The organism is Azospirillum largimobile (assembly GCF_977007025.2).
In genome coordinates, this window is sequence record NZ_CDRMUA020000001.1 from 1,750,146 (window position 1) to 1,774,734 (window position 24,589).

A 24,589-nucleotide genomic window follows, 5' to 3' on the forward strand; every position below is an offset into this window, starting at 1 on the left:
GAATTATACTAACGATATCCGTAAATGGACTACTGTCGTCAAAATGCCATGTTAGCACCACCGCTAAGGCTCGCGGTCTGTGGGGTCGTGCTGACGGATCAAGTAATAAGCCTTGACCTTGCCGATGATCCGGCGGCTATCGGAAGGCCTGCACATTCCCGTCGATATCCTGGTGCGCGACTATCCTGTCCAGCGGGCGGCCTGACCAGACTCCCAAACACAAATGGGCGGCGCTCCTCTCCGAACGCCGCCCGCCTCCCCTCAGTACCCCACAGTGAACCGCTTGCGCTCGTGCTTCGGCGTCTCGATCTCGTCCACCAGCGCCACGGCGAAGTCCTCGTAGGAAATCCAGCTGCGGCCGTTCGCGTCCGACAGCAGCGTGTCGTCGGCCAGCCGGAAAATGCCAGTGCGCTCACCCAGAACGAACTCCGCCGACGGCGACAGGAAGGTCCAGTTCAACTCGGGCTCGGCCTTCAGGCGGTCGAGGAACTCGGCGCCCTTGGTGGCTTCGGCCTTGTAGGCTTCGGGGAATTCCGGCAGGTCGAGCACGCGCACGCCCGGCGCCACTTCCAGGCTGCCGGCGCCGCCGACCACCAGATAGCGCGGCACGCCGGACCGCTTCACCGCACCGATCAGACTGTCGGCATCGCCCATCAGGAACATCACGGCACTGACCACCGCGTCATGGCCAGCCAGCTGCGGGGCCAGCGTCCCGGCGTCGTTGGCGTCGCCGGTCTTCACGGTCAGGCCGGGGGCGGCGGCGACCTTGGCGGGATCGCGGACGATGGCGGTAACGCTGTGGCCGCGGCGGAGCAGTTCGGCCTGGATGCGGCTGCCGGCGCGGCCGGCGGCACCGATGATGGCGACGTTCATGGCAGGTGTCCTCTGACTAGGTTTCCAATGGTGACTTGATGCCGCTTTGGAAATCTGGTGTAAAGAAGGCACCTTTTCGTTACATGGTCACCCGCACGTAACCGCGGGCGGCCTTCTGCCGGGGGATGGCCCATGCACCAATGCGCAACCGATCAGGATGGCAACGCCTATGCCTCCGGCTGCCCGACGCGGCAGGCGCTGGATCGCATCGCCGACAAATGGACGGTGCTGATCCTCGGATTGCTGGAAGGCGGACCGATGCGCTTCAACCAGCTGCGCCGCGAGATCGAGGGCATCTCGCAGAAGATGCTGTCGCAGACCCTGAAAAGCCTGGAGCGCGACGGGCTGGTCAGCCGCAAGGTGTTCGCCACCGTGCCGGTCACCGTCGAATACGCCATTACCCCGCTGGGCGCCACGCTGGCCGAAACGTTGGTGCCTCTGCGGGTGTGGGCCGAGACCCACATCGCCCAGGTGCTGGAGTCGCGCGCCGCCTATGACCGGGACGAGGGAGACGCCCCGGCCCGGCTCGACGTTGCCTGAACTCCTGTCACCTGAACTCCTGTCACCCGGCTCCGGCGCCCGTCACTTCCCGGGCTTTTCCTCCGCCTCCGTCCGGCGCAGCAGGTAATCCAGCCCGCCGACGCGGAACCAGCGATAGCCGTAGGCCTCCAGCACCAGATGGTGGCGGCCCTCGCCGTCGGGTTCGCTGTGCTCCTCCGACAGCAGGTTGACCAGCCGGCAGGTCTCGCCGTGGCCCTCCACGTCCAGCACGATCTCGCAGGGCTTGTCCGACAGGTTGTGCAGGACGACCAAGCCGTTGTTGCGCCAGTCATAGCGCAACGCCAGCACCTCCGGCCGGCCGGTCTTCAGGATCTGGAAGTCGCCCCATCCGATCTCCGGGCATTCCTTGCGCATGCGGATGATGCGCTCGGTCCAGTTCAGCATCGATTCAGGGTCGCGGCGCTGCACCGCTGCGTTGACCCGCTCATAGCCGAAGACCCCGCCGCTGATCACCGGGATTTCCGGCTCGTCCGATTTGGTGAAGCCGCCATGCGGTTCGTCCGACCATTGCATCGGCGTGCGGGCGCAGTTGCGCTCCGGCAGCGACAGGTCGTCGCCCATGCCGATCTCGTCGCCGTAGCGGATGACCGGCGTCCCCGGCAGGGTGAACATCAGGCTGTAGGCCAGCTCGATCCGCCGCCGGTCGTCGTGCAGCATCGGCGCCAGCCGCCGCCGGATGCCGCGGTCGTAGAGCTGCATGCATTTGTCCGGCCCGAAGGCGGCGAAGACGGCCTGACGCTGCTCATCTGTCAGGCGGCCGAGATCCAGTTCGTCGTGGTTGCGCAGGAAGCAGCCCCATTGCGCGGTGGCCGGACGCGGCTTCGTCACCTTCAGCGCCTTGATCAACGGGGCCGTATCGGCGGTGGCCAACGCATAGAACAGGTTCTGGTTGACCTGGAAATTGAACACCATGTGGCAGCGGTCGCCGTCGCTGCCGAAATACTCCAGATCGTCCTCCGGCAGGATGTTGGCCTCCGCCAGCAGAACGGCATCGCCGCGGCGCCACTGCACGAACTCGCGGAAGCTGCGCAGCATGCCGAACTGTTCCCGAGGCTTGGTCACGTCCGCCCCCTTCTCCGCGATGATGAAGGGAACGGCGTCCATGCGGAAGCCGGCGACGCCCAGTTGGATCCAGAAGCCCATGATCTTCAGCAGCTCGGCATGCACCTCCGGGTGGGCGGTGTTCAGGTCGGGCTGGAATTTGTAGAAGCGGTGGAAGTACCAGGCCTTGGCTTCGCGGTCGTAGGTCCAGGTCGATTCCTGCACGCCGGGAAACACCATGCCGGTGTGGGCATTGTCCGGTTTCTTGTCCGACCAGACATACCAGTCGCGATATTTGCTGTTCGGATCGCTGCGGCCCGCCTTGAACCAGGGATGCTGGTCGGAGGTGTGGTTGATCACCAGATCGATGATCACCCGGATGCCGCGCTGCTCGCAGGCGTGGGTGAATTCCACGAAATCGCCCAGCGTGCCGTATCGCGGATCGACCGTGTAGTAGTCGGCGACGTCATAGCCGTCGTCCTTCATCGGCGAGGTCTGGAACGGTCCTAGCCAAATGCAGGTCACGCCCAGGCCGTGCAGATAATCCAGCCGGCGCAGCAGCCCCTGGAAATCGCCGATGCCGTCGCCGCTGGCGTCCATGAAGGTCGACAGCGCCAGATTGTAGATCACCGCATTCTTGTACCAGAGATCCCGGATCATGGCCGTTCCGTCCCGCGTCGTGCCGGTGGCGATCGCCGTCCCAATGCGGGATCGACAGGCGGGCAACAGCGGCAAGGCCGGTTTGGTTGCGGGGCAATGTTGCCGGGTCAAAGATGTGGGATCCGCTGACCGTTTGGGGCAGTAGCACTGCGGCAAAGTTGCAGGTCAGGCAACCGGTATCTGGCATGCAAAACTTTTTGCGATGGTATGCCAGTTTGCTTATGTTGCGTTACAGCATGGCCCTGGCTTGGCCGGCGGATATTGGCCGCCGTAACCGTTGCTTTTCCGGGTCATGCGCTGTTGTCCCTTGTCGATCCCCCTCCCTTGGCCCCTCCCTTACGAGAAGGATGCTCCGCCATGATCGAGACCCAGGCCCTTCTGTTCCTCGCGCTGACCGGCATGATCGGCCACGCCGTCTACATGGCCAGCGGCCGGGGCGGCTTCACCGTGATCGAGCCGGAGAAGGAAGAGACGGAGGAGGAGACCATCCTGTTCACCTCCGACCGGTTCCAGCAGACGCCCCAGAAGAAGCCCGGGACCGAAAAGGGCGAGGATCGTCCCTTCTGGCTTGAATGACGGACGGGCCGGGACCGCTTGTCGCGTCCCCGGCCCGTCGCCTGTCTTTTCTCCTAAGTCGACCCCTCAGGCCGATCCCTTACGCTTGTGCTCTTGGCCGTCAGTTCTTCGGCCGCCGGCCCTTCAGCCGTTGGCGGTACCTGTCGCCACCCCGACCGGGACGCCGCGGGCTGCCTCGCCCTGTTCCTCACGGCGTGCCAGTTCTTCGTTGCGGGCATGGTGGCGGGCCAACATCGGCTTGAGGACCAGCAGCGCACAGGCCGCGGCGGTGAGGTCCATGGTGGCGGTGACGTACAGCACGGTCGCCCAGGTGCCGGTGGCTTCCATCAGCAGGTTGCCCAGCGGGACCAGCAGGGCGGCGACACCCTTGGCGCAGTACAGGACGCCGTAGATCTTGCCGGCATGCTTGGTGCCGAAGGTGTCGGCCGAGGTGGCGCTGAACAGGCTGTACACTTCACCCCAGGCCAGGAAGACCATGCCGCTGAGGATCAGGAACATCATCGGGTCGTGGCCGAACTTGCTGAGCATGATGATGCCCAGGCCTTCCAGGGTGAAGGCGACGAACATGGTCGCCTCACGGCCGATGTGATCCGAGATGAAGCCGAACAGCGGACGGGAGATGCCGTTCATCACGCGGTCCAGCATCAGGGCGAAGGGCAGAGCCGCCATGGTGATGCCGAGGACGCTGACCGGCGCTTCCTTCACGCCCAGATCGTGGGCGATGACGCCCAGCTGGGCCACTGCCATCAGGCCGCCGGTGACGGTGCCGATGAACATCGCCCACATCACCCAGAACACCGGGGTGCGGATGGCTTCGCCCAGCGTGTAGTCGCGGCGGGTCTGGGCGACCTTGGTGGAGGCCTTCACGTGCTCCTTCTGCGGCATGCGCAGGAAGAAGGCGGCGGCGATGATGATCGCGCCCTGCAGCAGGCCGAACCAGAAGAAGGTGGTCTGATAGCCGCTGCTGTGGATCATCGCGGAAATCGGCAGGATGGTGAGGGCCGAGCCGGCGCCATAGCCGCCCGCCGTCAGGCCGACCGCCAGACCGCGCTTTTCCGGGAACCACTTCAGCGCGTTGTTGACGCAGGTGGCGTAGACGCAGCCGACACCGATGCCGCCGATGGCCGAGCCGACATACAGCATGCTGAGCGAGCCGGCATAGCTGTCGATGACCCAGGACAGGCCGGTGAAGAAGCCGCCGGCGCCGACGATCACGCGGGGGCCGTACTTGTCGATGAAGTAACCCTCGATCGGCGTCAGCCAGGTTTGCACGACGACGAAGATGGTGAAGGCGGTCTGGATCGAAGCGCGCGTCCAGCCATGGGTCGCCTGGATTTCCGGGACGAACAGCGTCCAGGCGTACTGGATGTTGGCCGCAGCCACCATGCAAACGATGCCGACGACGATCTGCATCCAGCGGACTGTATCGGACACCGGCGCCTGAGCCGCCGCCGGTTGTGAATTCATATGAGCCATCGTGCCTCCCAATGATCTTGCCTGAGCCGGTGGCGCGGCCCCTCTCCCGGGGACCGGCACACCAATCACGATTGCGGAATGACCCGGACGGACCGCTCTTGCTGACGGTTCCATTCCGGAACTCGGCGCGGATGCCGACAATCGCTCGGAGTTCGATTGTCCCGGTTTTGGCATGCCAGATATGTAATCTGGTATGCCAAAACCGGGGACAGAAAGACCCGGACGGACGGTCCGACGCCGTATGCACACGTACTGACCAAGTAAAACTTACAACTCGTGTCGCTCAGAATGCCCGGTCCACATCGGTTCTTGTGTCCGATCACTCGGTGCGACGCACATCCTGTAAAAAGAAGCCGTGCCGGTACCTGCACGGCCCCCTCGAACGAGGGTGTGCAGTCTTAGGAGATAGATAGATGCCGCCGTTTCCATAGAGGAACCGCATCGGCGACACATAATCTTTTACTCGGATTGTTTTGGAACTCAACAGTCCGTTTGGGCTTTCCGCATGATGGAAAAACGCCGGGGACCGTCTTGGAACGTGCGGCGTTCGCCCGACCCGGCCATGGTCCGCGGGCGCGAAAAATGAAACTCGGGCTTGGGAGGGCGAGGCGGGTGGCCGGGCGGGAAAGGAAAAACCGCCCTGGCGGGGGTCAGGCCGGGCGGCGGACCGTCAGGAAAGCGACGCGGGTATCGCCGTAGCGGCGTTCATCGACGGCGATGAAGCCGTCGGGCAGAGGCAGGGGATCACGGTCGGCCACCTCGACCACGGCGAGAGCGCCGTCGGCGAGCCAGCCGGCCTTCAGCAGCCCGTCGAGCGCACGCGGCGCCAGATCCTGGCCATAGGGCGGATCGAGGAAGGCCAGCATGCAGGACCGCGGCGCGGTCGGCGGCTTGGTGGCGTCGGCGCGCAGGATCCGCGCATTGTCGGATTCCCGCAGGGCATCGACGTTGGCGCGCACGGCGTCCAGCGCCGGCCGGCCCATGTCGAGGAAACTGCACCAGGCGGCCCCGCGCGACAGGGCCTCCAGCCCCAGCGCGCCGGTGCCGCAAAAAGCATCGACGACTGCGGCGCCCTCGAACTCGGGCGCCCAGTCGGCATGGGCCAGGATGTTGAAGATGGCTTGCCGGGTGCGGTCGGTGGTGGGGCGGGTGTCACGCCCGCCCGGCGCCACCAGACTGCGGCCGCGGTGCTTACCGCCGACGATCCGCACGCGGGCGCTCCGTCCGTCCGCCGGCACCGCCGCCCGACCTGTCGCCGGGGCCGCCGGCCTTCGGCCCGCCCTTCGGGCCCGGACCGGCACCCTTCGGGCCAACGGACCTGGAGCCCGCCGATTTCGGGCCGGCAAACTTGGCGTCCCTCGGCTTGGCATCCCTCGGCTTGTCGTCCCTGGGCTTCGAATCCCTGGGCTTGGCATCCCGCGGCCTCGCGCTCTCCGAACGGGCGCTCTCCGAACGGGCACCCTCGGAACGCGGGCCGTCCGACTTCGCGGCACCTGCCTTGAACCCGCCCGGCTTCGGCCCCCGCGGACCGGCCGCACCGGCCGGCTTGGCGGCGTCGCGGCCTTCGGGCTTGCCGGGACGACCGGATTTGGCCGCCACTCCGCCGAGCGACAGCGTGGCGCGCGACGAGGTTCCGCGCCGCGCCGGCTTGGCTTCTTCAACGCGGGCGGCTTCGGCCTCGTGCCGCTTGGAGGCGGACCGCGGCGTACGCTTCGGCGCGGCCCTGGCATCCGTCTTCGCATCCGTCTTCGCGTCGGCCTTGCCACCCGGCCGGCCGCCGGATGCCGACTTCGCCGGAGCGGCCTTCACCGCCGCGTCGGCTCTCGCCTTGGCGCGCTGCTTGGTGCCGGACTCGGTCGACTCCGCCCCTTCGGGGGTGCCGAAGAAGGGGGCGATCTGTTCGCGGACGACGCGCTTCGGCACCTCCTCGACGGCGCCCTCCTCCAGCTTGCCGAGTTGGAAGGGACCATAGGCGACGCGGATCAGCCGGTTCACCTGGAGCCCGAGCGCCTCCATCACCTTGCGGATCTCGCGGTTCTTGCCTTCCTTCAGGCTGACCGTCAGCCAGGCGTTGCGGCCCTGGACGCGGTCCAGCACGGCCTCGATCGGGCCGTACTTCACGCCTTCGATGGTCGGCCCCTTCTCAAGCGCCGCCAGTTGCCTCTCGTCCACCTCGCCGAAGACGCGCACGCGGTAGCGGCGGGTCCAGCCGGTGGCCGGCAGTTCCAGGAAGCGGGCCAGCTCGCCGTCGTTGGTCAGTAGAAGCAGGCCTTCTGTCGTCAGGTCGAGACGGCCGATGGAGACCACGCGCGGCAGGTCGGCCGGCAGCCGGTCGAAGACGGTTTCGCGCCCCTTCTCGTCGCGGGCGGTGGTGACCAGCCCCGACGGCTTGTGATAGCGCCAGAGGCGGGCGGGTTCCGGCTCCGGAATGACCTTGCCGTCGACCTGGACGATGTCGCCGGGGCGCACGACGCAGGCGGGGCTGTCGAGCACGCGGCTGTTGACCGCGACGCGGCCCTCGGTGATCCAGCGTTCGGCGTCGCGGCGCGAGCAGAGGCCGGCGCGCGCCAGTCGCTTGGCGATGCGTTCACCGCCATTATTGGCGGAATCGGATTTCTTGGCAGTATCGGAGCGGTCCATGGCCGGACCATAGGGCTTGGACGCGCCGCCCGCAACACGAGTCCGGCGCCCGGACACCGGAATCCGGTTGACGCGCTCGGCGGCCGGTTGGCACCCTGCCCGGCCATGCCGTCTCCCCGCTATATGGACCTCGCCTTCGCCGCCGCCGAGGCCGCCGCCGCGCGCGGCGAGGTGCCGGTCGGCGCCGTCGTCGTCGATCCCGCGACGGGTGCCGTCCTCGCCACTGCCGGCAACCGGACGGAGGAGCTGTGCGACCCCTCCGCCCATGCCGAACTGCTGGCGATTCGCGAGGCCTGCGCGCAACGCCGCCAGCCACGCCTGCCCGGCTGCGACCTGTATGTGACGCTGGAGCCCTGCGCGCTGTGCGCCGCCGCGATCAGCTTCGCCCGCATCCGGCGGGTCTATTACGGCGCCTACGATCCCAAGGGCGGCGCCGTGGACCACGGCCCACGCTTCTTCGCCCAATCCACCTGCCACCACGCGCCGGAGGTCTACAGCGGCATCGGCGAGACGCGGGCGGGCGCGCTGCTGCGGGATTTCTTCAGGCAGCGGCGGTAACGCCTCCCCAAGCAACGATCTGCCCGAAGGGGCCCGGCCGTGCGCACAATATTGTTTCTGCAGCAATGCAATATAATTTCCGAAATCCGCGCCCATGCAGGCACAATTCCCAGTCGTCAAACTTGGATGAAAATCCTAGGCACTCAACAACCGCCGACATGATTCGTGTAAAAACGATATATTCTGTTAAGTGTTTGTTTAGCGAATATATGCACATGATGGGCTGACCGCTTCCAGCCATCAGGAGTTACGAATGTTGTCGTTCCGCAAGCCGCAGGACAATCAGGCGGCCGAAGAGTTGGCCCTGCTGGGCCGCCATGCGGGCGTCGGGCTGTGGGACGCGGTGATCCACAACGGCGATCCGATGCACGCGCAAAGCCAGTGGCACTGGTCGCCGGAGTTCCGCCGGCTCGTCGGCTTCGACCGCGACGACAAGGCGGGCTTCCCCGACAAGGTCGGTTCCTGGGCCGACCGGCTGCATCCGGACGATGCCAAGCCGACCTTCGATGCCTTCATGGCCTGCCTGAACGACCGCAGCGGTCGCACCGGCTATGACGTGAACTACCGGCTGAAGGTGAAGGACGGCAGCTATCGCTGGTTCCGCGCCATCGGCGGCGTCGCCCGCGACGGCAGCGGCCTGGCCCTGCGCGCCTGCGGCTCGCTGATCGACATCGATGCGGAGCGCAGGGAACTGGAGCGCGCCAAGCTGCTCGACCGCCATGCCGGCGTCGGTCTGTGGGACGCGATCTTCCACAACGGCGACCCGATGCATGCGCAGAGCCGCTGGCACTGGTCGCCGGAGTTCCGCCGTCTCGCCGGTTTCGACCGTGACGACACCATCGGCTTCCCCGACGGCGTCAATTCCTGGGCCGACCGGCTGCACCCCGACGATGCCAAGGGGACCTTCGACGCCTTCATGGCCTGCCTGAACGACCGCAGCGGCCGCACCGGCTACGACGTCGATTACCGGCTGAAGCTGAAGGACGGCAGCTATCGCTGGTTCCGCGCCATCGGCGGCGTCGCCCGCGACGGCAACGGCCTGGCTTTGCGTGCCTGCGGGTCGCTGATCGACATCGACGGGCAGAAGAAGGCCGAGTTGCGGCAGGCGGAGATGGACGGCGAGCGCCGTCGCAGCGTCACCACCCTTGCCGAATCGCTGGACCGCGAGGTTGGCACTGCCGCCGATCGCGCCACCGCCAACGCGCAGACCGTCGCCGCTGCGACGGAGGAGCTGTCGGCCTCCATCTCCGACATCAGCACCCGCGCCAACGAGGCGTCCGGCGCCTCGCTGAAGGCATCGGAGGAGGCGAGCCGCACCAACGCCGCGGTGGAGGCCCTCGTCACCTCGGCCGAGCGCATCGGCGCCATCACCAAGCTGATCAACAGCATCGCCTCGCAGACCAACCTGCTGGCCCTCAACGCCACCATCGAAGCCGCCCGCGCCGGCGAGGCGGGCCGCGGCTTCGCCGTCGTGGCGAACGAGGTGAAGTCGCTGGCCCAGCAGAGCGGCAGCGCCGCCGACGACATCGCGGCGCAGATCGCGTCGGTCCAGCAGGAGGCCCTGCACGCGGTCGACGCGATCCGCCGCATCGGCACGATCGTCTCCGACGTCCAGCAGATCTCCACCACCATCGCCGCCGCCGTGTCGCAGCAGGAGTCGGCGACCAAGGAGATCGCCCACAGCGTCACCCGCGTGGTCCGCGACATCGAGGTGGTGTCGCAGAACATCGCCACCGCGTCGGAGCGTCTGCGGGCGTGATGCGGACATGAAGAGGGGGGCGCAACGATGCGCCCCCCTCTTTCGGTCGAATGGGTATACCGCGACGTCTATTAGGGAGCGGCAGCGAGAAGGGAGCGGACGTCGGTGATCAGTCGCTCGGCGTTGGCAAGATGCTTGGCCGCCCGCTCGCGCGTCACATCCGCCGCGGGTTCCTCATAATCGGTCAGCAGACGATCACGCAATGCCGCCGCCAGCGCCTGGGCGTGCTCCATCGGCATCAGGCCGGGCTTGGCGACATGCTCGAAGAAAAGGGCCTGGACGCCACGATGCGACTTCGAACCGAAGCCGTGCCGGGTCAGGATCGCCAATGCCGCCAATTCCATCGCAAGATGCGCACGATTGACGCTGTCACGCGGAAATCCACCGGAATAAGGGAGCTTCGCCGCATTCAGAGCTTCCTCGGCCCGGTTGAGACGCGCCAGAGGGTCGATGGTTCCGCTCACACCGGAACTCCCTGTTCCCGCACGGTCCTGATAAGCGGGTGCTGGGACGTGCGCAACGTCCGCATCGACCAGACGAAGGGTTGAACGATTCTGCCCGCTTCCATGGTGGGAACGAAGGCGATGTCCATGACGCGGTCCGCTTCCTCCAGCGGATCCGCCGGTTCGTCCTTCAGGATCACCGCCAAATCCAGATCGGAATCCTCAGTGTAATCGTCGCGTGAGCGCGACCCGAACAGCAGGATGGACTCCAGACGGGAACCGAAGACAGCTTCGGCCCCCTGGCGGAATGCGGCGATGGCCGCGCGGGTCTGGGGAGCGGTGTCCATAGCGGAGCAAACGGCGTCTGTTGGGACCAAGCCCAAAATAGCCCTTTCAGGACTATTTTTGTAGCTGCTTACCGCCCCACCGCCCGCCAGCCGATATCGCGGCGGCAGAAGCCGTCCGGCCAGTCCAGCGCGTCGACCGCCTTGTAGGCCGCCGCCTGCGCCTCCGCCACCGTGGGCGCCAGCGCGGTGACGCCCAGCACGCGGCCGCCGACCGACAGCACCCGGCCGTCCTCGGACCGCTTGGTGCCGGCGTGGAAGACGGTCACATTCTCCACCGCCCCGGCCTTGTCCAGCCCGCGGATCTCGGTGTTCTTGGCGTAGTCGCCGGGATAGCCGTTGGCCGCCATCACCACGCACAGCGCGGTCTGGTCGTGCCAGCGCAGGTCGATGCTGTCCAGCACCCCGTCGGCCGCCGCCACCAGCGCCGCCAGCGCGTCGGACTTCAGCCGCATCATCAGGGTCTGGCATTCCGGATCGCCGAAGCGGACGTTGAACTCCAGCGTCTTCGGCACCGCGCCGTCCGGCGTCTGCATGATCATCAGGCCGGCGAACAGCACGCCCTTGAAGGGCTTGCCTTCCGCCGCCATGCCCTTGACCGTCGGCAGGATGATCTCGCGCATCACGCGGTCCTGCAGGTCTTGGGTCAGCACCGGGGCCGGGGAATAGGCGCCCATGCCGCCGGTGTTGGGGCCGGTGTCGCCGTCGCCGACCGCCTTGTGGTCCTGGGCCGAGGCCAGCGGCAGCGCGTTCTCGCCGTCGCACAGGGCGAAGAAGCTGACCTCCTCGCCGTCCAGGAACTCCTCCACCACCACTTCGGCACCGGCGGCGCCGAAGCGGCCGCCGACCAGCGCGTCGTCGATGGCCTCGAACGCCTCCTGCTCGGTGCGGGCGACGGTGACCCCCTTGCCGGCGGCCAGACCGTCGGCCTTCACGACGATGGGCGCGCCATGCTTGCGGACATAGGCCTTGGCGGCTTCCGGATCCTTGAAGCGTTCGTAGAAGGCGGTAGGCACCCCGTATTTCGCCAGGATGTCCTTCATGAAGCCCTTGGAGCCCTCAAGCTCCGCCGCAGCGGCGCTCGGCCCGAAGGCCTTGACACCCAGTGCGGTCAGCCGGTCGACCAGCCCCAGCACCAGCGGGCCTTCCGGTCCGACGACGACGAAGTCGATGGCGTTGTCCTGGACGAAGCGCACCAACGCGTCGACATCCTCCGACCCGATTGCCACCAGCGTGGCGACATCGGCGATGCCGGCATTGCCCGGCGCGCAATAGAGCGCGTCGCACAGCGGCGAATTGGAAATGGCCCAGCAGAGCGCGTGCTCACGACCGCCCGATCCGACGACGAGGACTTTCATGGGGTGGCGCTCCTTCCGCCTTGTTGCGAACTGCGCGCCTTGTATCATGGCGGCGCCCCAACTCAAGAGCGCCATGACCACCGACTCCGACTCCACTCCCCTGATCGCCCCGGAGCCGCGCCCCGGCTCCAACCTGCCGGAATTCACCGTCGGCGACCTCGCCCGCCGGCTGAAGCGCAGCATCGAGGAGGAATTCGGCTTCGTCCGCGTCCGCGGCGAGATCAGCCAGCCGAAGAAGCACAGCTCCGGCCATTGCTACATGCGCCTGAAGGACGACACCGCGGTGATCGAGGCGGTGTGCTGGCGCGGCACCATGGCGAAGCTGGCGGTCCGGCCGGAGGAAGGGCTGGAGGTCATCGTCACCGGTCGCATGACGACCTATCCCGGCCGCTCGCAATACCAGCTGATCGTCGAGTCGATGGAGTTGGCCGGCGAAGGCGCGCTGCTGAAGATGTTGGAGGAGCGCAAGCGCCGGCTGGCGGCGGAGGGGCTGTTCGACCCCGCCCGCAAGAAGCGTATCCCCTTCCTGCCCGACGTGATCGGCGTCATCACCTCCCCCACCGGGGCGGTCATCCGCGACATCCTGCACCGGCTGAACGACCGCTTCCCCCGCCATGTCCTGCTGTGGCCGGTCGCCGTCCAGGGCGAGCGCGCGGCGGCCGAGGTGACTGCGGCCATCGAGGGCTTCAACCGCATCCAGCCGGGGGGGCGCGTTCCCCGCCCGGACCTGATCATCGTGGCGCGCGGCGGCGGCTCGCTGGAAGACCTGATGGCCTTCAACGAGGAGAATGTCGTCCGCGCCGCCGCGGCCAGCGCCATTCCGCTGATCTCCGCCGTCGGGCACGAGACCGACACCACCCTGATCGACTTCGCGTCGGACCTGCGCGCGCCCACTCCGACCGCCGCGGCGGAAATGGCGGTGCCTGTGCGTGGCGAACTGATGGCCCAAATCCTCGACGACGAGCGCCGCCTGCTCGCCTGCGCGTCGCGCGCGGTAGAGGACCGCCGCAACCGGGTGGAGGGGCTGGCCCGCGGGCTGGGCGATCCCCGCGCCCTGCTGGAGGGTCACGCCCAGCGGCTGGACGACCGGGCCGAACGCCTGAACCTCGCCGCCTCCGCCCTGCTGGAGCGGCGCCGCACCCGCGTCGGCGAACTGGCTGCCAAGCTGCGCCACCCGCGCGAGAAGCTGGCCCAGGCCGGGCAAAAGCTGGCGTCGGAGAGCCGGGCGCTCGACTCAGGTCTGCGCCATGCCCTGACCACCGCCGGCGGACGGTTCGAGCGCGTCGCCGGCCGGCTGTCGCTGACCCCGGCGCGGGTGAAGCTGGACGAGGGCACCCGCCGCGTCGCCGACCTGACGCCGCGCCTCGACCGCAGCTATGCCAAGGGCGTCGCCGACAAGGCGGCCAAGCTGGCGTCGCTCGGCCAACTGCTGGAAAGCTACAGCTATAAGGGCGTGCTGGCCCGCGGCTTCGCCCTGGTCGAGGACCGCGACGGCCGTCCCGTCACCCGTGCCGATCAGGCGGTGCCGGGTCTGGCCGTCAACATCGTCTTCGCCGATGACGCCAAAGTTGCCGCAACCATCGACGGCGGCGCGCCGAAGATGGAGGCAAAGGCGGAGGCGAAGGCCGAGCCCAAGCTCGAACCGAAGCCCGAGCCGAAGCCCGAGCCGAAGCCCGAGCCGAAGCCGGAAAAGAAGGCAAAGCCGCGGGTGGCCCCGGTGCAGGGCAGCCTGTTCTGACGACCTCGGCGTGCCGGCCGCTGCCCTGCCGGCCGCTGCAATGTGTCGCAGGGCGTCGCAGGCGGCGGCCCTTCCCAGGCGGCATCCGCCGGGACTAAAGCCATCGGCTTCTCAGGTTCGCTCCGGACATTCCGGGGCGAGCCGCCCTCCGATGGCTGATCGATGACGACTGTCCCGCGCGACTGCGACGTCCTGGTGATCGGGGGCGGGAACGCAGGGCTCTGCGCCGCCATTTCCGCCCGCCGCTCCGGTGCCGCCGTCACCCTGCTGGAAAGCGCGCCCAAGGCGTTGCGCGGCGGAAACGCCCGCCACTCCCGCAATTTCCGCGTCATGCATGACGGGCCGACGCCCTGGCTTCAGGGCCGCTATCCGGCGGCGGATTACTGGTCCGACCTGGAAGCGGTGACGGACGGCGCGGCCGACGAGAGGCTGGCGCGCCTGCTGATCGCCGAGTCCGCCGGAATCATCGACTGGATGGGCGAAAACGGAGTGCGGTTCCAGAGCGGCGCCGACGACGCCCTGCCCTATTCCCGCAAGACCGCGTTCTTCCTCGGCGGCGGCAAGGCGCTGGTGAATGCGCTCTATGCCACCGCCGAAGCGCTGGGCATCACAATCCACTATGACAGCGAGGCCTGCGCGCTTCATGCAAAGGACGGGCTGCCCTCCGTCACCGTCCGCCATCCCAGGGCCATGCGCGTGATCCGGGCGCGTGCGGTCGTCGTCGCCTCCGGCGGGTTCCAGGCCGACCGCGGCTGGCTGCGCGACCAGTGGGGCGACGCGGCCGACGGCTTCGTGATCCGCGGCACCCCCCATGCAACGGGCACCATGTTGAGGGCGTTGCTGGAGGACGGGGCACGGCCGGTGGGTGCCGCCGGCCATTGCCACATTGTCGCGGTGGACAGCCGCTCCCCCGGCTTCGACGCCGGCATCGTCACCCGGCTGGACGGGATCGCCCACGGCATCGTGGTGGACCGCGACGGCCGCCGCTTCGCCGACGAGGGCTCCCACACCGGGCCGACGCGCTTCTCGGTCTGGGGGAATCGGGTGACGCACTGTCCAGGCGCCGCCGCCTTCTCGATCTTCGATGCCGCCATCGAGCAGCGCTTTCGCCCCTCCATTTTCCCGGCAATCCGGGCGGACGGCATCGGCGAACTGGCGCGAAAGCTGGGCATCGATCGCCAAGCGCTGGAAGCAACGGTGAGCGAGTTCAACGCCGCTATCGGAGGCGACGGCTCCACCATGGGAATCCAGCCGCCGAAGACGCGGCTCGCCGCGCCGATCCTGGTTCCGCCCTTCGGCGCCTATCCGATGCGGGCCGGCGTCACCTCCACCTGCCTCGGCGTTCGGGTCGATCAACATGCGCGGGTCCTGCGGGAGGAGGGAGAGGCCATCGACGGCATCTTTGCCGCGGGCGTGATCATGGCGCCCAACATCCTCGGCCGCGGCTATCTGGCCGGAAGCGCCATGTCCATCGGTGCGGTGTTCGGGCGCATCGCCGGGCGGGAGGCCGCGGCCTATGCCCTGCACTGACGGTCCGCGGGAGCAGATCGCGGCGCAAGCGCGGCGGGCGCTGGAGATCTGCAACGCCTGCCAATACTGCAACGGCTATTGTGCCGTGTTCCGGGCGTTGAAATCGCGGCGGCAGGTGGGGACGGCCGACTTGGTCTTCCTGGCGAACCTCTGCCACAGTTGCCGGTCCTGCTATCACGCCTGCCAGTACGCCCCGCCGCACGCCTTCGGCGTCAACCTGCCGAAGAGCCTCAGTCTGGTCCGGCAGGACTCCTACCGTGACCATGCCTGGCCGCCGGTCCTGCGGGGCCGCCTGCATTATTCAGGGCGAGCGGTCGTAGCCGCCGCCCTGCTGGCGGTCGCGATCCTCTCATTTGCAGCGTTCCTGGCGGTTCCGCCCGAGGCACTGTTCGGACGCCATTCCGGCCCCGGTGCTTTCTACCAGGTGGTGCCGTGGGAGATCATGGCCGCACTCGCCGGAATCGTGATGCTGTGGTCACTGATGGCCATCGGCTTCAGCGTCGCCGCATTCTGGCGCAGCATGGGGCCGGCGCCCTCCGGCGTGTCGCTTCTGCCGGTGTTGCGGGAGACGCTGCGCGATGCCGCCACCCTGCGCAATCTCGGCGGCGGCGGGGCAGGATGCGACGGGCGGGATGGCGGGCTGTCCCAGGCGCGGCGGCGCTGCCACCATGCGCTGTTCTACGGCGTGGCGCTCTGCTTCGCCGCCACCGGCGTCGCCACGCTGTACGACCATCTGCTGGGCTGGCACGCGCCCTATCCGCTTTTCAGCCTGCCGGTCCTGCTGGGCAGCCTGGGCGGGGCCGGGATGCTGGCCGGCACCGCCGGACTTGCCCTGCTGAAGCGCCGGGCCGATCCGGGTCCGGTGGCGGCGAGCGTGACCGGCGCCGACTACGCGCTGCTGGCGCTGCTGTTCCTGACGGCGGCCAGCGGCTTCGCCCTGCTGGCTCTGCGCGAGACGGCGGCGATGGGACCGCTGCTGCTGGTCCATCTCGGCATCGTGCTCGGCGTCTTCGCGACTCTGCCCTATGGCAAGTTCCTGCACGCGCCGTTCCGCATCGCCGCCCTGCTGCGGGCGGCGATGGAACGGCAGGCCGAGGCGCACAACCGGCCGCCCGCCTGAAAGGGCGGGAAGACCGGTACGGCCCGGCCTCAGCCCTGTTCGCCTCAGACCGGGCCGGCGAAGCTCCAGCGCAGGGTCTCGCCGCTGCGGAAGGGCAGGACGGCATCGCCCTCGCTGACCAGGATCAGGTCGGGAGCGACCGACGGGCGGCGCTCCAGCGCCACACGCTCCTCGCTGACCGGCATGTTGTAGAAACGCGGGCCGTTCAGGCTGGCGAAAGCCTCCAGCTTGTCGAGCGCCCCGGCCTCGTCGAAGGCCTCGGCATAGAGTTCCAGCGCGTTGGCGGCGGTGAAGCAGCCGGCGCAGCCGCAGGCGGATTCCTTGGCGGTGACGGTGTGCGGGGCGGTGTCGGTGCCCAGGAAGAAGGGGCCTTCGCCGGAGATCGCCGCCTCGACCAGGGCAACCCGGTGCGTCTCGCGCTTGGCGATCGGCAGGCAGTACAGGTGCGGGCGGATGCCGCCCTGGAAGATGTGGCTGCGGTTGATCAGCAGATGGTGCGCGGTGATGGTGGCGCCGATCCGGCCGCCGGCGGCATGCGCCCGCACGAACTGCACGGCATCCGCCGTCGTCACATGCTCCAGCACCACCCGCAAGGTCGGATGGCGCTCCACCAGCGGGGCCAGGATGGTGTCGATGAACACCGCCTCGCGGTCGAAGATGTCGACCGACTGGTCGGTCACCTCGCCATGGATCAGCAGCGGCATGCCGATTTCCGCCATCCGCTCCAGCACCGGGGCGATGCGGGCGATGTCGGTGACGCCATGGGCGCTGTTGGTGGTGGCGTTGGCCGGGTAGAGCTTGGCGGCGGCGAACACCCCGTCCTTGAAGCCCTGCGCCAGATCGGCGGCGTCGGTGCCATCGGTGAGGTAGGCGGTCATCAGCGGGGTGAAGGCGACGCCGTCCGGCAGCGCCGCCAGGATGCGCTCGCGGTAGGCCACCGCATCCGCGGCCGTCGCCACCGGCGGCTTCAGGTTCGGCATCACGATGGCGCGGCCGAACTGGCGTGCGGTGAAAGGCAGAACCGCCTTCAGCATGGCGCCGTCGCGCAGATGGACATGCCAGTCGTCGGGACGGCGGATGACAAGACGGTCGTTGGGCATGGCAGAGGTCCCGGCGCTGGAGTCGAGGGGGCGGTGAAGGAATGGACGACGTTCTATCGCCATCGCCGCCGCTACTCAACAGAGGCGGTCCCTTCCCCTCGTTCCTCACAGCGCTGCGGCAAAAGCGCCGCCCAAGGTTGACCCGCCCGGAAGAGCCTTGGTCGCTTCTTTGATATATTAGCATGTTACAGGCGTGCCGACGCGGTGCGGCGCCTGTCTCCCGCCTCGACACGAGGGCACCTGCCCCACTCCAAAGCAACGACAAAGCAAGGGTTGCGTCATGAGGAAATGGACAAGTGGCGTGTTTCTGCTTCTGGTCGGCGTGTCGACCGGCGCCCTGGCGGCGTCCGGCGAGCCGGCCGGCTATGTCGACCTGAAACGGGAGAATTTCCAAAAGGAGATCGACGGCAAGCAGGTCGATCTCTACACCCTGACCAATGCCAAGGGCATGGTGGTCAAGATCACCAACTATGGCGCCAAGGTCGAACAGATCCTGGTTCCCGACCGCAACGGCAAGCTCGGCGACGTGGCGCTCGGCTATGAAGGCCTCGATCAGGTGATGACCGGCCAGCCCTCCATGGGCGCCTTCATTGGCCGTTACGCCAACCGGCTGGGTGGCGGCAAGTTCGCCATCGACGGGCAACAGTATCAGGCCTCGCTCAACGACGGCCCGAACAGCCTGCATGGCGGCAAGAAGGGCAGCCGCTTCGTCGTGTTCGACGCCAAGCAGATCGACCCGCAGACGGTCGAGATGCGCTACACCTACAAGGATGGCGAAGAAGGCTATCCCGGAACCGTGCCGTCCCGCGTCGTCTACAAGGTGACGGACGACAACGCGCTGGACATCTCGTTCGATGCGACGACCGACAAGCCGACCATCGTCAATTTCACCAGCCACGTCTTCTTCAATCTGGCAGGTGAAGGCAACGGCAAGATCCTGGACCACCGGCTGCAGGTCAACGCCTCGGCCTTCACGCCCGTCGACTCGACGCTGATCACCACCGGAGAAATCCGGCCGGTGAAGGACACGCCGCTGGACTTCACCAAGCCGCAGGTGGTCGGCGCCCGCATCACCTCCAGCTACGACCAGCTGGGCTTCGTGAAGGGCTACGACCACAATTTCGTGATCGACAAGAAGCCGGGCGAATACGGCCTGATGGCCCGCGTGGCGGAGCCGGTGTCGGGCCGCGTGATGGAGGTCTACGGTACGCAGCCGGGCATCCAGTTCTACTCGGGCAACTTCCTGGCCGGCGCGGTGCCGAAGGACCAGGGCAAGGGCGGCCATCTCTACGGCCTGCAGGAAGCCTTCTGCCTGGAGCCGCAGGTCTTCCCCGACTCGGCCAACAAGGCGAACTTCCCGTCGCCGGTGCTGCGGCCGGGTGAGACCTACAGCGGCCGGATCACCTACAAGTTCCTGACCGAAAGCTGACGATCGGACCGCCCCCACCCGTCGGCCGGCGTTGGCGGGTGGGGGCGGCCGCTTTCGTCGGCTTTACTGGATGTTGGTCGAGGTCTTCACGCCCAGGATGCCGTCGATCTTCGCGGCCTGCTCGGCGGTCACCGGCTTGCCGCCGATGGAGGCCAGCTGCTGGCGCGCTTCGGCGACGGCCTTGTCGCGGGCGGCGCCGTCCTTCAGCGCGTGGGCGGCCAGCATCTGCTCGTGATACTTGCCGAGCTGGACCGACAGCTGGTCGGACGGCTTGGCGCCCAGCTCCTTGGCGACGGCGTCGGCCTGGGTCTTGGTCACCTCGGCCTTCGGGGTGGCCGCGACCTGCTCATGCTTGGTCTTGCCGGCGTCGGCCTTGGTGGCATCCGCCTTGGTGGCGTCGGCCTTCGGGGCATCGATCTTGGTGGCTTCGGTTTTGGTGGCCTCGCTCTTGGTGACGGCCTTCTGCTCGGCTTTCGGAGCCGGGGCGGGAGTGGTCGTCGTGGAGTCGGTCGTCGCGGCGGGGGCCGGCGTGGCCGGAGCGGCCGGTGCGACCGTTGCGGCGCCCGCGCTCAGCACGGGGGCCGTCGCCATCAGGGCGACGAACGCAAAGGTCGAAACGGACGAGCGGATACGCGACCCAAAGACGGTGCCGGACATTTGGTTTCTCCATTTCGGTGAGCGATCCGCGCTGCGGGATCGTGCTTAGATGAACGCAGCCCCGCCCCCGTTCATTCCACGCCCTTCCAAAAAATTTTCGTGTCCCCCGAAAAATTCTCCGCTGCAGGTGACGGGGCCGGCGAAAGGGGCTAGAAAACGCACGCTTTTCCTATCCAAGCGCGGACCTTCTCCGATGAGCCTGATCACGCCCCGCACCCCGCCCGGAACGATGGAGCTGCTGCCGCGCCAGCAGGTGGCCTTCCAGCGCATGCTGGACACCATCCGCCGCGGTTACGAGCGGTTCGGCTTCGTCCCCGTCGAAACCCCGGTGTTCGAGACGGTGGACACGCTGCTGACCAAGTCGGGCGGCGAGACGGAGAAGCAGGTCTATTTCGTCCAGTCGACCGGCGCCATCCAGCAGGGCAACAAGCCGGAGCTGGCCCTGCGCTTCGACCTGACCGTGCCGCTCGCCCGCTATGTGGCGGAGCATGAGCGCGACCTCGCCTTCCCGTTCCGCCGCTACCAGATCCAGCGGGTCTATCGCGGCGAGCGGGCGCAGCGCGGGCGCTTCCGCGAATTCTACCAGTGCGACATCGACGTGATCGGCAAGGACAGCCTGTCCGCCCATTACGACGCCGAGATCCCGGCGGTCATCCACCATGTCTTCACCGAGCTGAACTTCGGCGGCTTCACCATCAACGTGAACAACCGCAAGATCCTGCTGGGCCTGCTCGACGGCCTTGGCGTCGCCGACGCCGACACCCGCGTGCTGGTGCTGCGCGAGATCGACAAGCTGGACAAGATCGGCCGCGACAAGGTGCGCGCCAGCCTGCTCGGCCTCGGCGTGACCGAACATGCCGCCGACACCATCCTGTCGCTGATCGACATGAAGGGCACGAATGCGGAGACGCTGGCGGCGCTGGGCGCCCTCGACATCGAGAACGCCACCTTCCGCGAGGGCGTGGGCGAACTGACCACCGTCATCGAGGGGCTGAACGCCTTCCAGGTGCCGGAAGGGACGGTGCGCATCAACCTCGCCATCGCGCGGGGCCTCGATTACTACACCGGCACCGTCTACGAGACCTTCCTGAACGACCATCCCGGCATTGGTTCGGTCTGCTCGGGCGGGCGTTACGAGAATCTCGCCAGCCACTACACCAAGTCGAAGCTGCCGGGCGTCGGCATCTCCATCGGCGCCACCCGCCTGTTCTACCAGCTGATGGAGGCCGGCCTGATCAAGGACGCCGCCCCCACCGCCCAGGTGCTGGTGACGCAGATGGACCCCGCCCTGTCCGCCGACTATTTCCGCATGGCGAGCGAGCTGCGCGCCGCCGGCATCAACACGGAAATCCAGCTGGACGGCGGCAAGATCGCCAAGCAGATGAAATACGCCGACCGCGCCGGCATCCCCGTCGTCCTGCTGATGGGCTCCGACGAGAAGGCCCGCGGCACCGCGACCCTGAAGCATCTGGTCAAGGGCGAACAGGTCGAGGTCCCGCTGGCCGAACTGGCGACGCGCGCGAAGGCGCTGCTGGAGGGGTGAGAAGGGGCTGTCCTTAAACCCCCCGTTAACCATGAATCCCCTACCGTTCCGACCTACACCGATCACGTGGGTCGGACGGCAGGGGGCACGCATCCGGTATGGCAAAGGCGTGGGTGCAGGCGGGGCGCTGGGCGCGGCGGGCGGTGATCGGGGTCGCATTGACGACCACCGTGGCTGCGGCCGGCTATGCCGGCTGGTGCGAGATGGAAACGTCGCGGCTCCAGGCGCGGCTGCTGTCCGGCGTCGCCCAGTCGATGACCGTGTCCTTGCGCGAAGGCCCCAACGCGGCGGCGCGCTATCCCGCCCATGGACCCTATAACGAACGCCTCGGCTACACCGCCCTGCCCGGCTATCTCGACACGCTGACCCGCGACATCTATGCGGTCGAACAGCAGGCGGTGCTGTCCCCGGCGCTCGACCGCTTCATGGCTGGCGGCGGCTTTCCGATCTACCGGGAAAAGACCCAGGCCGGCCTGACCCTGCTCGACCGCAACGGCGTGCCGATGTACGCCGCGCGCTTCCCCGAGCGGGTGTTCGAGGGCTTCGAGGATGTGCCGGCGCTGGTCGCCGACACCCTGCTGTTCATCGAGAACCGCGAGCTTCTGAACGAGGACGAGCCGCGCCGCAACCCGGCGGTGGAATGGGACCGCTTCGGCGCCGCGGTGGCGATGCTGCCGCTGCAGATGATCCGGCCGGGCCAGCGCTCTCCCGGCGGCTCGACGCTCGCCACCCAGATCGAGAAGTACCGCCATTCGCCGGACGGACAGACCACCGGCAGCGTGGAGAAGCTGCGCCAGATGGCGTCGGCCAGCGTCCGCGCCTATCGCGACGGCGAGGACACCACCCAGGCGCGCCGGCGCGTCCTGGTCGACTACCTGAACTCCACCCCGCTGACCGCGCGGCAGGGCTTCGGCGAGGTGAACGGGCTGGGCGACGGGCTGTGGGCCTGGTTCGGCACCGACCTGTCGATCGCCAAGCGCGTGCTGTCCGAACCCGCGGCGGAGCCGCGCGCCCTGCGGCTGAAGGCGTTGGCCTACAAGCAGGTGCTGGGGCTGCTGCTGGCCCAGCGGCGGCCGTCCTACTACCTGATCCAGGACCGCGTGGCGCTCGACCGGCTGGCCGACGCCCATCTGCGGGCGCTGGCCCAGGCCGGCGTGATCGACCCGGCACTGCGCGACGCCGCGCTCGCCATCCGGCTGGCCTTCCGCGAGGAGGCGCCGATGCCCCCCGCCACCTCCTTCATCGAGCAGAAGGCGACCAACGCCGTCCGTGCCCGGCTGCTCGGCATGCTGGGGGTGCAGAGCCTCTACCAGCTCGACCGGCTCGACCTGACCGCGCAATCGACCCTGGATGCGGAGACGCAGGCCCGCGTGGTGGAGGTGCTGGGCAAGTTGAACGACCCCGACTATGCCCGCACGCTGGGGCTGACCGGCGAACGGCTGCTGGACGCCCGCAACAACGACCTGTCCAAGCTGGTCTATTCGATCACGCTGTACGAGCGGGGGGCCGAGGCCAACTACCTGCGCGTCCAGGCCGACAACCTCGACCAGCCGCTGGACATCAACGAAGGCGCCAAGCTGGACCTCGGCTCCACCGCCAAGCTGCGCACGCTGACCACCTACCTGCAGATCGTGGCGGAGCTGCACAGCCGCTACGCCCATCTGCCGAAGGATTTCCTGGCCGACGTCGAGTCCGAGGCATCGGACAACCTGACGCGCTGGGCGGCCTCCTGGCTGACGACCGCGCCGGACCGGCGCCTGCCGGCCATGCTGGATGCGGCGATGGAGCGGCGCTATTCCGCCAGCCCGGGCGAGGTGTTCTTCACCGGCGGCGGCCAGCACAGCTTCGTGAACTTCAACAAGGACGACAACGGCCGCATCCTGACCATACAGGAAGCGCTGCGCAGCAGCGTCAACCTGCCCTTCATCCGGCTGATGCGCGACATCGTCCAGTTCTACATGGACGAAGGCGCCGACGACGGCGCCGAGATCCTGCGCACGCCCGACCACCCCGCCCGACAGGCCTATCTGGCCCGCTTCGCCGACCGCGAGGGATCGGACTTCCTCAACCGCTTCTACAACGACTACCGCAGGCGCACGCCCGACGAGGCGCTGGCCCGGCTGGCGACCCGCTCGCGACCGGTGCCCTACCGGCTGGCGGTGGTCTTCCGCACCGTGCGGCCCAAGGCCGGGCTTGCCGAGTTTTCCACCTTCCTGCGCGCCCGGCTGCCGGACAAGACGCTGTCCGACGACGAGCTGTCGGCGCTCTACGCCAAATACGGGCCGGACCGCTTCCCGCTGAACGACCTCGGCTATCTCGCCCGCGTCCATCCGCTGGAACTGTGGCTGATCGCCCACCTCCAGAACAATCCCAACGCGACACGGGCCGAAATTCTGGCCGCCAGCGCCGACCAGCGCCAGGAAAGCTACCGCTGGCTGTTCAAGAAGGGCATGGCCGCCCAGAACACCCGCATCCGCATCGGGCTGGAGGAGGAGGCGTTCAAGCGCATCACCGCCCAGTGGCGCAGCGTCGGCTATCCCTTCGACACGCTGGTGCCGTCGCTGGCGACCTCCATCGGCAGTTCGGCCGACCGTCCGGCGGCGCTGGCGGAACTGATGGGGCTGATCCTGAACGACGGAGTGCGCCAGCCCACCGTGCGCATCCGCTCGCTGCATTTCGCCGCCGGCACGCCCTACGAGACGAAGCTGGGCCTGGGTCCGCTGAAGGGCGAGCGCGTGCTGCATCCGGAGGTCTGCGCCACCCTGCGCCGCGCGCTGATGGACGTGGCGCAGAACGGCACCGCCAAGCGGGTCTGGGGCTCCTTCAAGGACCAGTCAGGCGCGGCGGTCCCGATGGGCGGCAAGACCGGCACCGGCGACCACCGGCTGGAGCGCTGGGGTCCGGGTGGCGTGCTGCTTGAATCGAAGGCGGTGGCCCGCACGGCAACCTTCGTCTTCTACATCGGCGACCGTTTCTTCGGCACCATGACCGCCTTCGTCCAGGGGCCGGAGGCCGACGACTACCGCTTCACCAGTGCCCTGCCGGCCCAGCTGCTGAAAAGCCTCGCTCCCGCGCTACAGCCCCTGGTCGACCAGGGCACCACCCGCACCGCCGACACCCGCCCGGCGCCGGCCGGTCTGTAAGGGCCACCAAAAACGCCGCGACAACCGCCGCCCCCTCCTG

General features: G+C 67.9%; 20 protein-coding genes. 10 read left to right on the forward strand and 10 right to left on the reverse strand.

All coding sequences use genetic code 11. The features are described 5' to 3' along the window. Nucleotides 1–261: 261 nt before the first annotated feature. Nucleotides 262–873 carry an NAD(P)-dependent oxidoreductase gene (locus tag ACWPKK_RS08130; RefSeq protein ID WP_452002645.1) on the reverse strand — a complete coding sequence of 204 codons (612 nt, stop codon included), beginning with the start codon at nt 871–873 and terminating at the stop codon, nt 262–264. Nucleotides 874–1,005: 132 nt separating this feature from the next. Here ACWPKK_RS08130 and ACWPKK_RS08135 point away from each other — a divergent pair, with 132 nt between their 5' ends. Further along, nucleotides 1,006–1,413 (forward strand): winged helix-turn-helix transcriptional regulator, encoded by a 408-nt coding sequence (locus ACWPKK_RS08135; RefSeq protein WP_452002647.1) that lies wholly within the window; start codon nt 1,006–1,008, stop codon nt 1,411–1,413. A gap of 42 nt (nt 1,414–1,455) precedes the next feature. Here the strand turns inward: ACWPKK_RS08135 and ACWPKK_RS08140 are convergent, their stop codons facing one another. Then, nucleotides 1,456–3,135: an alpha-amylase family protein gene (locus tag ACWPKK_RS08140; protein WP_452002649.1), complete on the reverse strand. Its 1,680-nt coding sequence runs from the start codon at nt 3,133–3,135 to the stop codon at nt 1,456–1,458. Between the two features lie 357 nt (nt 3,136–3,492). Between ACWPKK_RS08140 and ACWPKK_RS08145 the strand changes: the two genes are divergently transcribed. After that, entirely contained in the window at nt 3,493–3,711 is a 219-nt protein-coding gene (locus tag ACWPKK_RS08145) for a hypothetical protein (RefSeq protein WP_014248193.1), read from the forward strand. A gap of 123 nt (nt 3,712–3,834) precedes the next feature. Here ACWPKK_RS08145 and oxlT read toward each other — a convergent pair whose 3' ends face one another. The 3 genes from oxlT to ACWPKK_RS08160 all read right to left on the reverse strand — a co-directional run bounded on the left by oxlT (nt 3,835) and on the right by ACWPKK_RS08160 (nt 7,827). Further along, the gene (oxlT, locus tag ACWPKK_RS08150) at nt 3,835–5,178 is read right to left on the reverse strand and encodes an oxalate/formate MFS antiporter (protein ID WP_310112795.1); all 1,344 of its coding nucleotides are present in this window, start codon (nt 5,176–5,178) and stop codon (nt 3,835–3,837) included. Nucleotides 5,179–5,837: 659 nt separating this feature from the next. After that, nucleotides 5,838–6,398, reverse strand: coding sequence for a 16S rRNA (guanine(966)-N(2))-methyltransferase RsmD (gene rsmD / locus ACWPKK_RS08155; RefSeq protein WP_452002652.1), 561 nt, complete (start codon nt 6,396–6,398; stop codon nt 5,838–5,840). Further along, nucleotides 6,379–7,827: a pseudouridine synthase gene (locus ACWPKK_RS08160; RefSeq protein WP_452002655.1), complete on the reverse strand. Its 1,449-nt coding sequence runs from the start codon at nt 7,825–7,827 to the stop codon at nt 6,379–6,381. Before ACWPKK_RS08160 ends, rsmD begins: the two co-directional genes overlap by 20 nt. Nucleotides 7,828–7,932: 105 nt before the next feature. Here ACWPKK_RS08160 and ACWPKK_RS08165 point away from each other — a divergent pair, with 105 nt between their 5' ends. Then, nucleotides 7,933–8,385: a nucleoside deaminase gene (locus tag ACWPKK_RS08165; RefSeq protein WP_452002658.1), complete on the forward strand. Its 453-nt coding sequence runs from the start codon at nt 7,933–7,935 to the stop codon at nt 8,383–8,385. Between the two features lie 253 nt (nt 8,386–8,638). Then, nucleotides 8,639–10,144 (forward strand): methyl-accepting chemotaxis protein, encoded by a 1,506-nt coding sequence (locus ACWPKK_RS08170; protein ID WP_452002661.1) that lies wholly within the window; start codon nt 8,639–8,641, stop codon nt 10,142–10,144. A 71-nt stretch (nt 10,145–10,215) separates the two neighbouring features. Here ACWPKK_RS08170 and ACWPKK_RS08175 read toward each other — a convergent pair whose 3' ends face one another. The 3 genes from ACWPKK_RS08175 to purD all read right to left on the reverse strand — a co-directional run bounded on the left by ACWPKK_RS08175 (nt 10,216) and on the right by purD (nt 12,289). Then, nucleotides 10,216–10,608 carry a HEPN domain-containing protein gene (locus tag ACWPKK_RS08175; RefSeq protein ID WP_452002664.1) on the reverse strand — a complete coding sequence of 131 codons (393 nt, stop codon included), beginning with the start codon at nt 10,606–10,608 and terminating at the stop codon, nt 10,216–10,218. Beyond that, nucleotides 10,605–10,934 (reverse strand): nucleotidyltransferase domain-containing protein, encoded by a 330-nt coding sequence (locus ACWPKK_RS08180; RefSeq protein ID WP_452002667.1) that lies wholly within the window; start codon nt 10,932–10,934, stop codon nt 10,605–10,607. Before ACWPKK_RS08180 ends, ACWPKK_RS08175 begins: the two co-directional genes overlap by 4 nt. A gap of 68 nt (nt 10,935–11,002) precedes the next feature. Further along, nucleotides 11,003–12,289 (reverse strand): phosphoribosylamine--glycine ligase, encoded by a 1,287-nt coding sequence (gene purD / locus ACWPKK_RS08185; RefSeq protein WP_452002670.1) that lies wholly within the window; start codon nt 12,287–12,289, stop codon nt 11,003–11,005. 73 nt (nt 12,290–12,362) lie between these two features. Between purD and xseA the strand changes: the two genes are divergently transcribed. The 3 genes from xseA (at nt 12,363) to tcuB (ending at nt 16,677) form a co-directional block, all read left to right on the forward strand. Further along, the gene (xseA, locus tag ACWPKK_RS08190) at nt 12,363–14,027 is read left to right on the forward strand and encodes an exodeoxyribonuclease VII large subunit (RefSeq protein ID WP_452002673.1); all 1,665 of its coding nucleotides are present in this window, start codon (nt 12,363–12,365) and stop codon (nt 14,025–14,027) included. A gap of 162 nt (nt 14,028–14,189) precedes the next feature. Further along, nucleotides 14,190–15,557, forward strand: a complete 1,368-nt coding sequence (tcuA, locus tag ACWPKK_RS08195; RefSeq protein ID WP_452002675.1) for an FAD-dependent tricarballylate dehydrogenase TcuA — start codon at nt 14,190–14,192, stop codon at nt 15,555–15,557. Further along, complete coding sequence (gene tcuB / locus ACWPKK_RS08200) at nt 15,544–16,677, forward strand: tricarballylate utilization 4Fe-4S protein TcuB (protein ID WP_452002678.1); 1,134 nt, start codon at nt 15,544–15,546, stop codon at nt 16,675–16,677. Before tcuA ends, tcuB begins: the two co-directional genes overlap by 14 nt. Before the next feature lie 44 nt (nt 16,678–16,721). Here the strand turns inward: tcuB and pyrC are convergent, their stop codons facing one another. After that, entirely contained in the window at nt 16,722–17,777 is a 1,056-nt protein-coding gene (gene pyrC / locus ACWPKK_RS08205; RefSeq protein WP_452002680.1) for a dihydroorotase, read from the reverse strand. Between the two features lie 301 nt (nt 17,778–18,078). On the opposite strand from pyrC, the gene ACWPKK_RS08210 reads away from it, so the two are divergent. After that, the gene (locus tag ACWPKK_RS08210) at nt 18,079–19,206 is read left to right on the forward strand and encodes an aldose epimerase family protein (RefSeq protein WP_452002683.1); all 1,128 of its coding nucleotides are present in this window, start codon (nt 18,079–18,081) and stop codon (nt 19,204–19,206) included. Nucleotides 19,207–19,269: 63 nt separating this feature from the next. Here the strand turns inward: ACWPKK_RS08210 and ACWPKK_RS08215 are convergent, their stop codons facing one another. Beyond that, nucleotides 19,270–19,863 carry a hypothetical protein gene (locus tag ACWPKK_RS08215; protein ID WP_452002686.1) on the reverse strand — a complete coding sequence of 198 codons (594 nt, stop codon included), beginning with the start codon at nt 19,861–19,863 and terminating at the stop codon, nt 19,270–19,272. Between the two features lie 193 nt (nt 19,864–20,056). Here ACWPKK_RS08215 and hisS point away from each other — a divergent pair, with 193 nt between their 5' ends. Then, nucleotides 20,057–21,406, forward strand: a complete 1,350-nt coding sequence (hisS, locus tag ACWPKK_RS08220) for a histidine--tRNA ligase (RefSeq protein WP_452002689.1) — start codon at nt 20,057–20,059, stop codon at nt 21,404–21,406. 98 nt (nt 21,407–21,504) lie between these two features. Continuing rightward, nucleotides 21,505–24,549: a transglycosylase domain-containing protein gene (locus tag ACWPKK_RS08225; protein WP_452002692.1), complete on the forward strand. Its 3,045-nt coding sequence runs from the start codon at nt 21,505–21,507 to the stop codon at nt 24,547–24,549. Nucleotides 24,550–24,589: the final 40 nt, after the last annotated feature.

Coding starts and splice junctions, on each gene's coding strand:
- ACWPKK_RS08225 (WP_452002692.1), top strand. CDS start 21,505: ATGGCAAAGGCGTGGGTGCAGGCGGGGCGCTGGGCGCGGCGGGCGGTG.
- ACWPKK_RS08130 (WP_452002645.1), bottom strand. CDS start 873: ATGAACGTCGCCATCATCGGTGCCGCCGGCCGCGCCGGCAGCCGCATC.
- xseA (WP_452002673.1), top strand. CDS start 12,363: ATGACCACCGACTCCGACTCCACTCCCCTGATCGCCCCGGAGCCGCGC.
- ACWPKK_RS08160 (WP_452002655.1), bottom strand. CDS start 7,827: ATGGACCGCTCCGATACTGCCAAGAAATCCGATTCCGCCAATAATGGC.
- ACWPKK_RS08140 (WP_452002649.1), bottom strand. CDS start 3,135: ATGATCCGGGATCTCTGGTACAAGAATGCGGTGATCTACAATCTGGCG.
- ACWPKK_RS08180 (WP_452002667.1), bottom strand. CDS start 10,934: ATGGACACCGCTCCCCAGACCCGCGCGGCCATCGCCGCATTCCGCCAG.
- tcuA (WP_452002675.1), top strand. CDS start 14,190: ATGACGACTGTCCCGCGCGACTGCGACGTCCTGGTGATCGGGGGCGGG.
- purD (WP_452002670.1), bottom strand. CDS start 12,289: ATGAAAGTCCTCGTCGTCGGATCGGGCGGTCGTGAGCACGCGCTCTGC.
- pyrC (WP_452002680.1), bottom strand. CDS start 17,777: ATGCCCAACGACCGTCTTGTCATCCGCCGTCCCGACGACTGGCATGTC.
- tcuB (WP_452002678.1), top strand. CDS start 15,544: ATGCCCTGCACTGACGGTCCGCGGGAGCAGATCGCGGCGCAAGCGCGG.
- ACWPKK_RS08165 (WP_452002658.1), top strand. CDS start 7,933: ATGCCGTCTCCCCGCTATATGGACCTCGCCTTCGCCGCCGCCGAGGCC.
- ACWPKK_RS08145 (WP_014248193.1), top strand. CDS start 3,493: ATGATCGAGACCCAGGCCCTTCTGTTCCTCGCGCTGACCGGCATGATC.
- ACWPKK_RS08170 (WP_452002661.1), top strand. CDS start 8,639: ATGTTGTCGTTCCGCAAGCCGCAGGACAATCAGGCGGCCGAAGAGTTG.
- ACWPKK_RS08215 (WP_452002686.1), bottom strand. CDS start 19,863: ATGTCCGGCACCGTCTTTGGGTCGCGTATCCGCTCGTCCGTTTCGACC.
- oxlT (WP_310112795.1), bottom strand. CDS start 5,178: ATGAATTCACAACCGGCGGCGGCTCAGGCGCCGGTGTCCGATACAGTC.
- hisS (WP_452002689.1), top strand. CDS start 20,057: ATGAGCCTGATCACGCCCCGCACCCCGCCCGGAACGATGGAGCTGCTG.
- ACWPKK_RS08135 (WP_452002647.1), top strand. CDS start 1,006: ATGCACCAATGCGCAACCGATCAGGATGGCAACGCCTATGCCTCCGGC.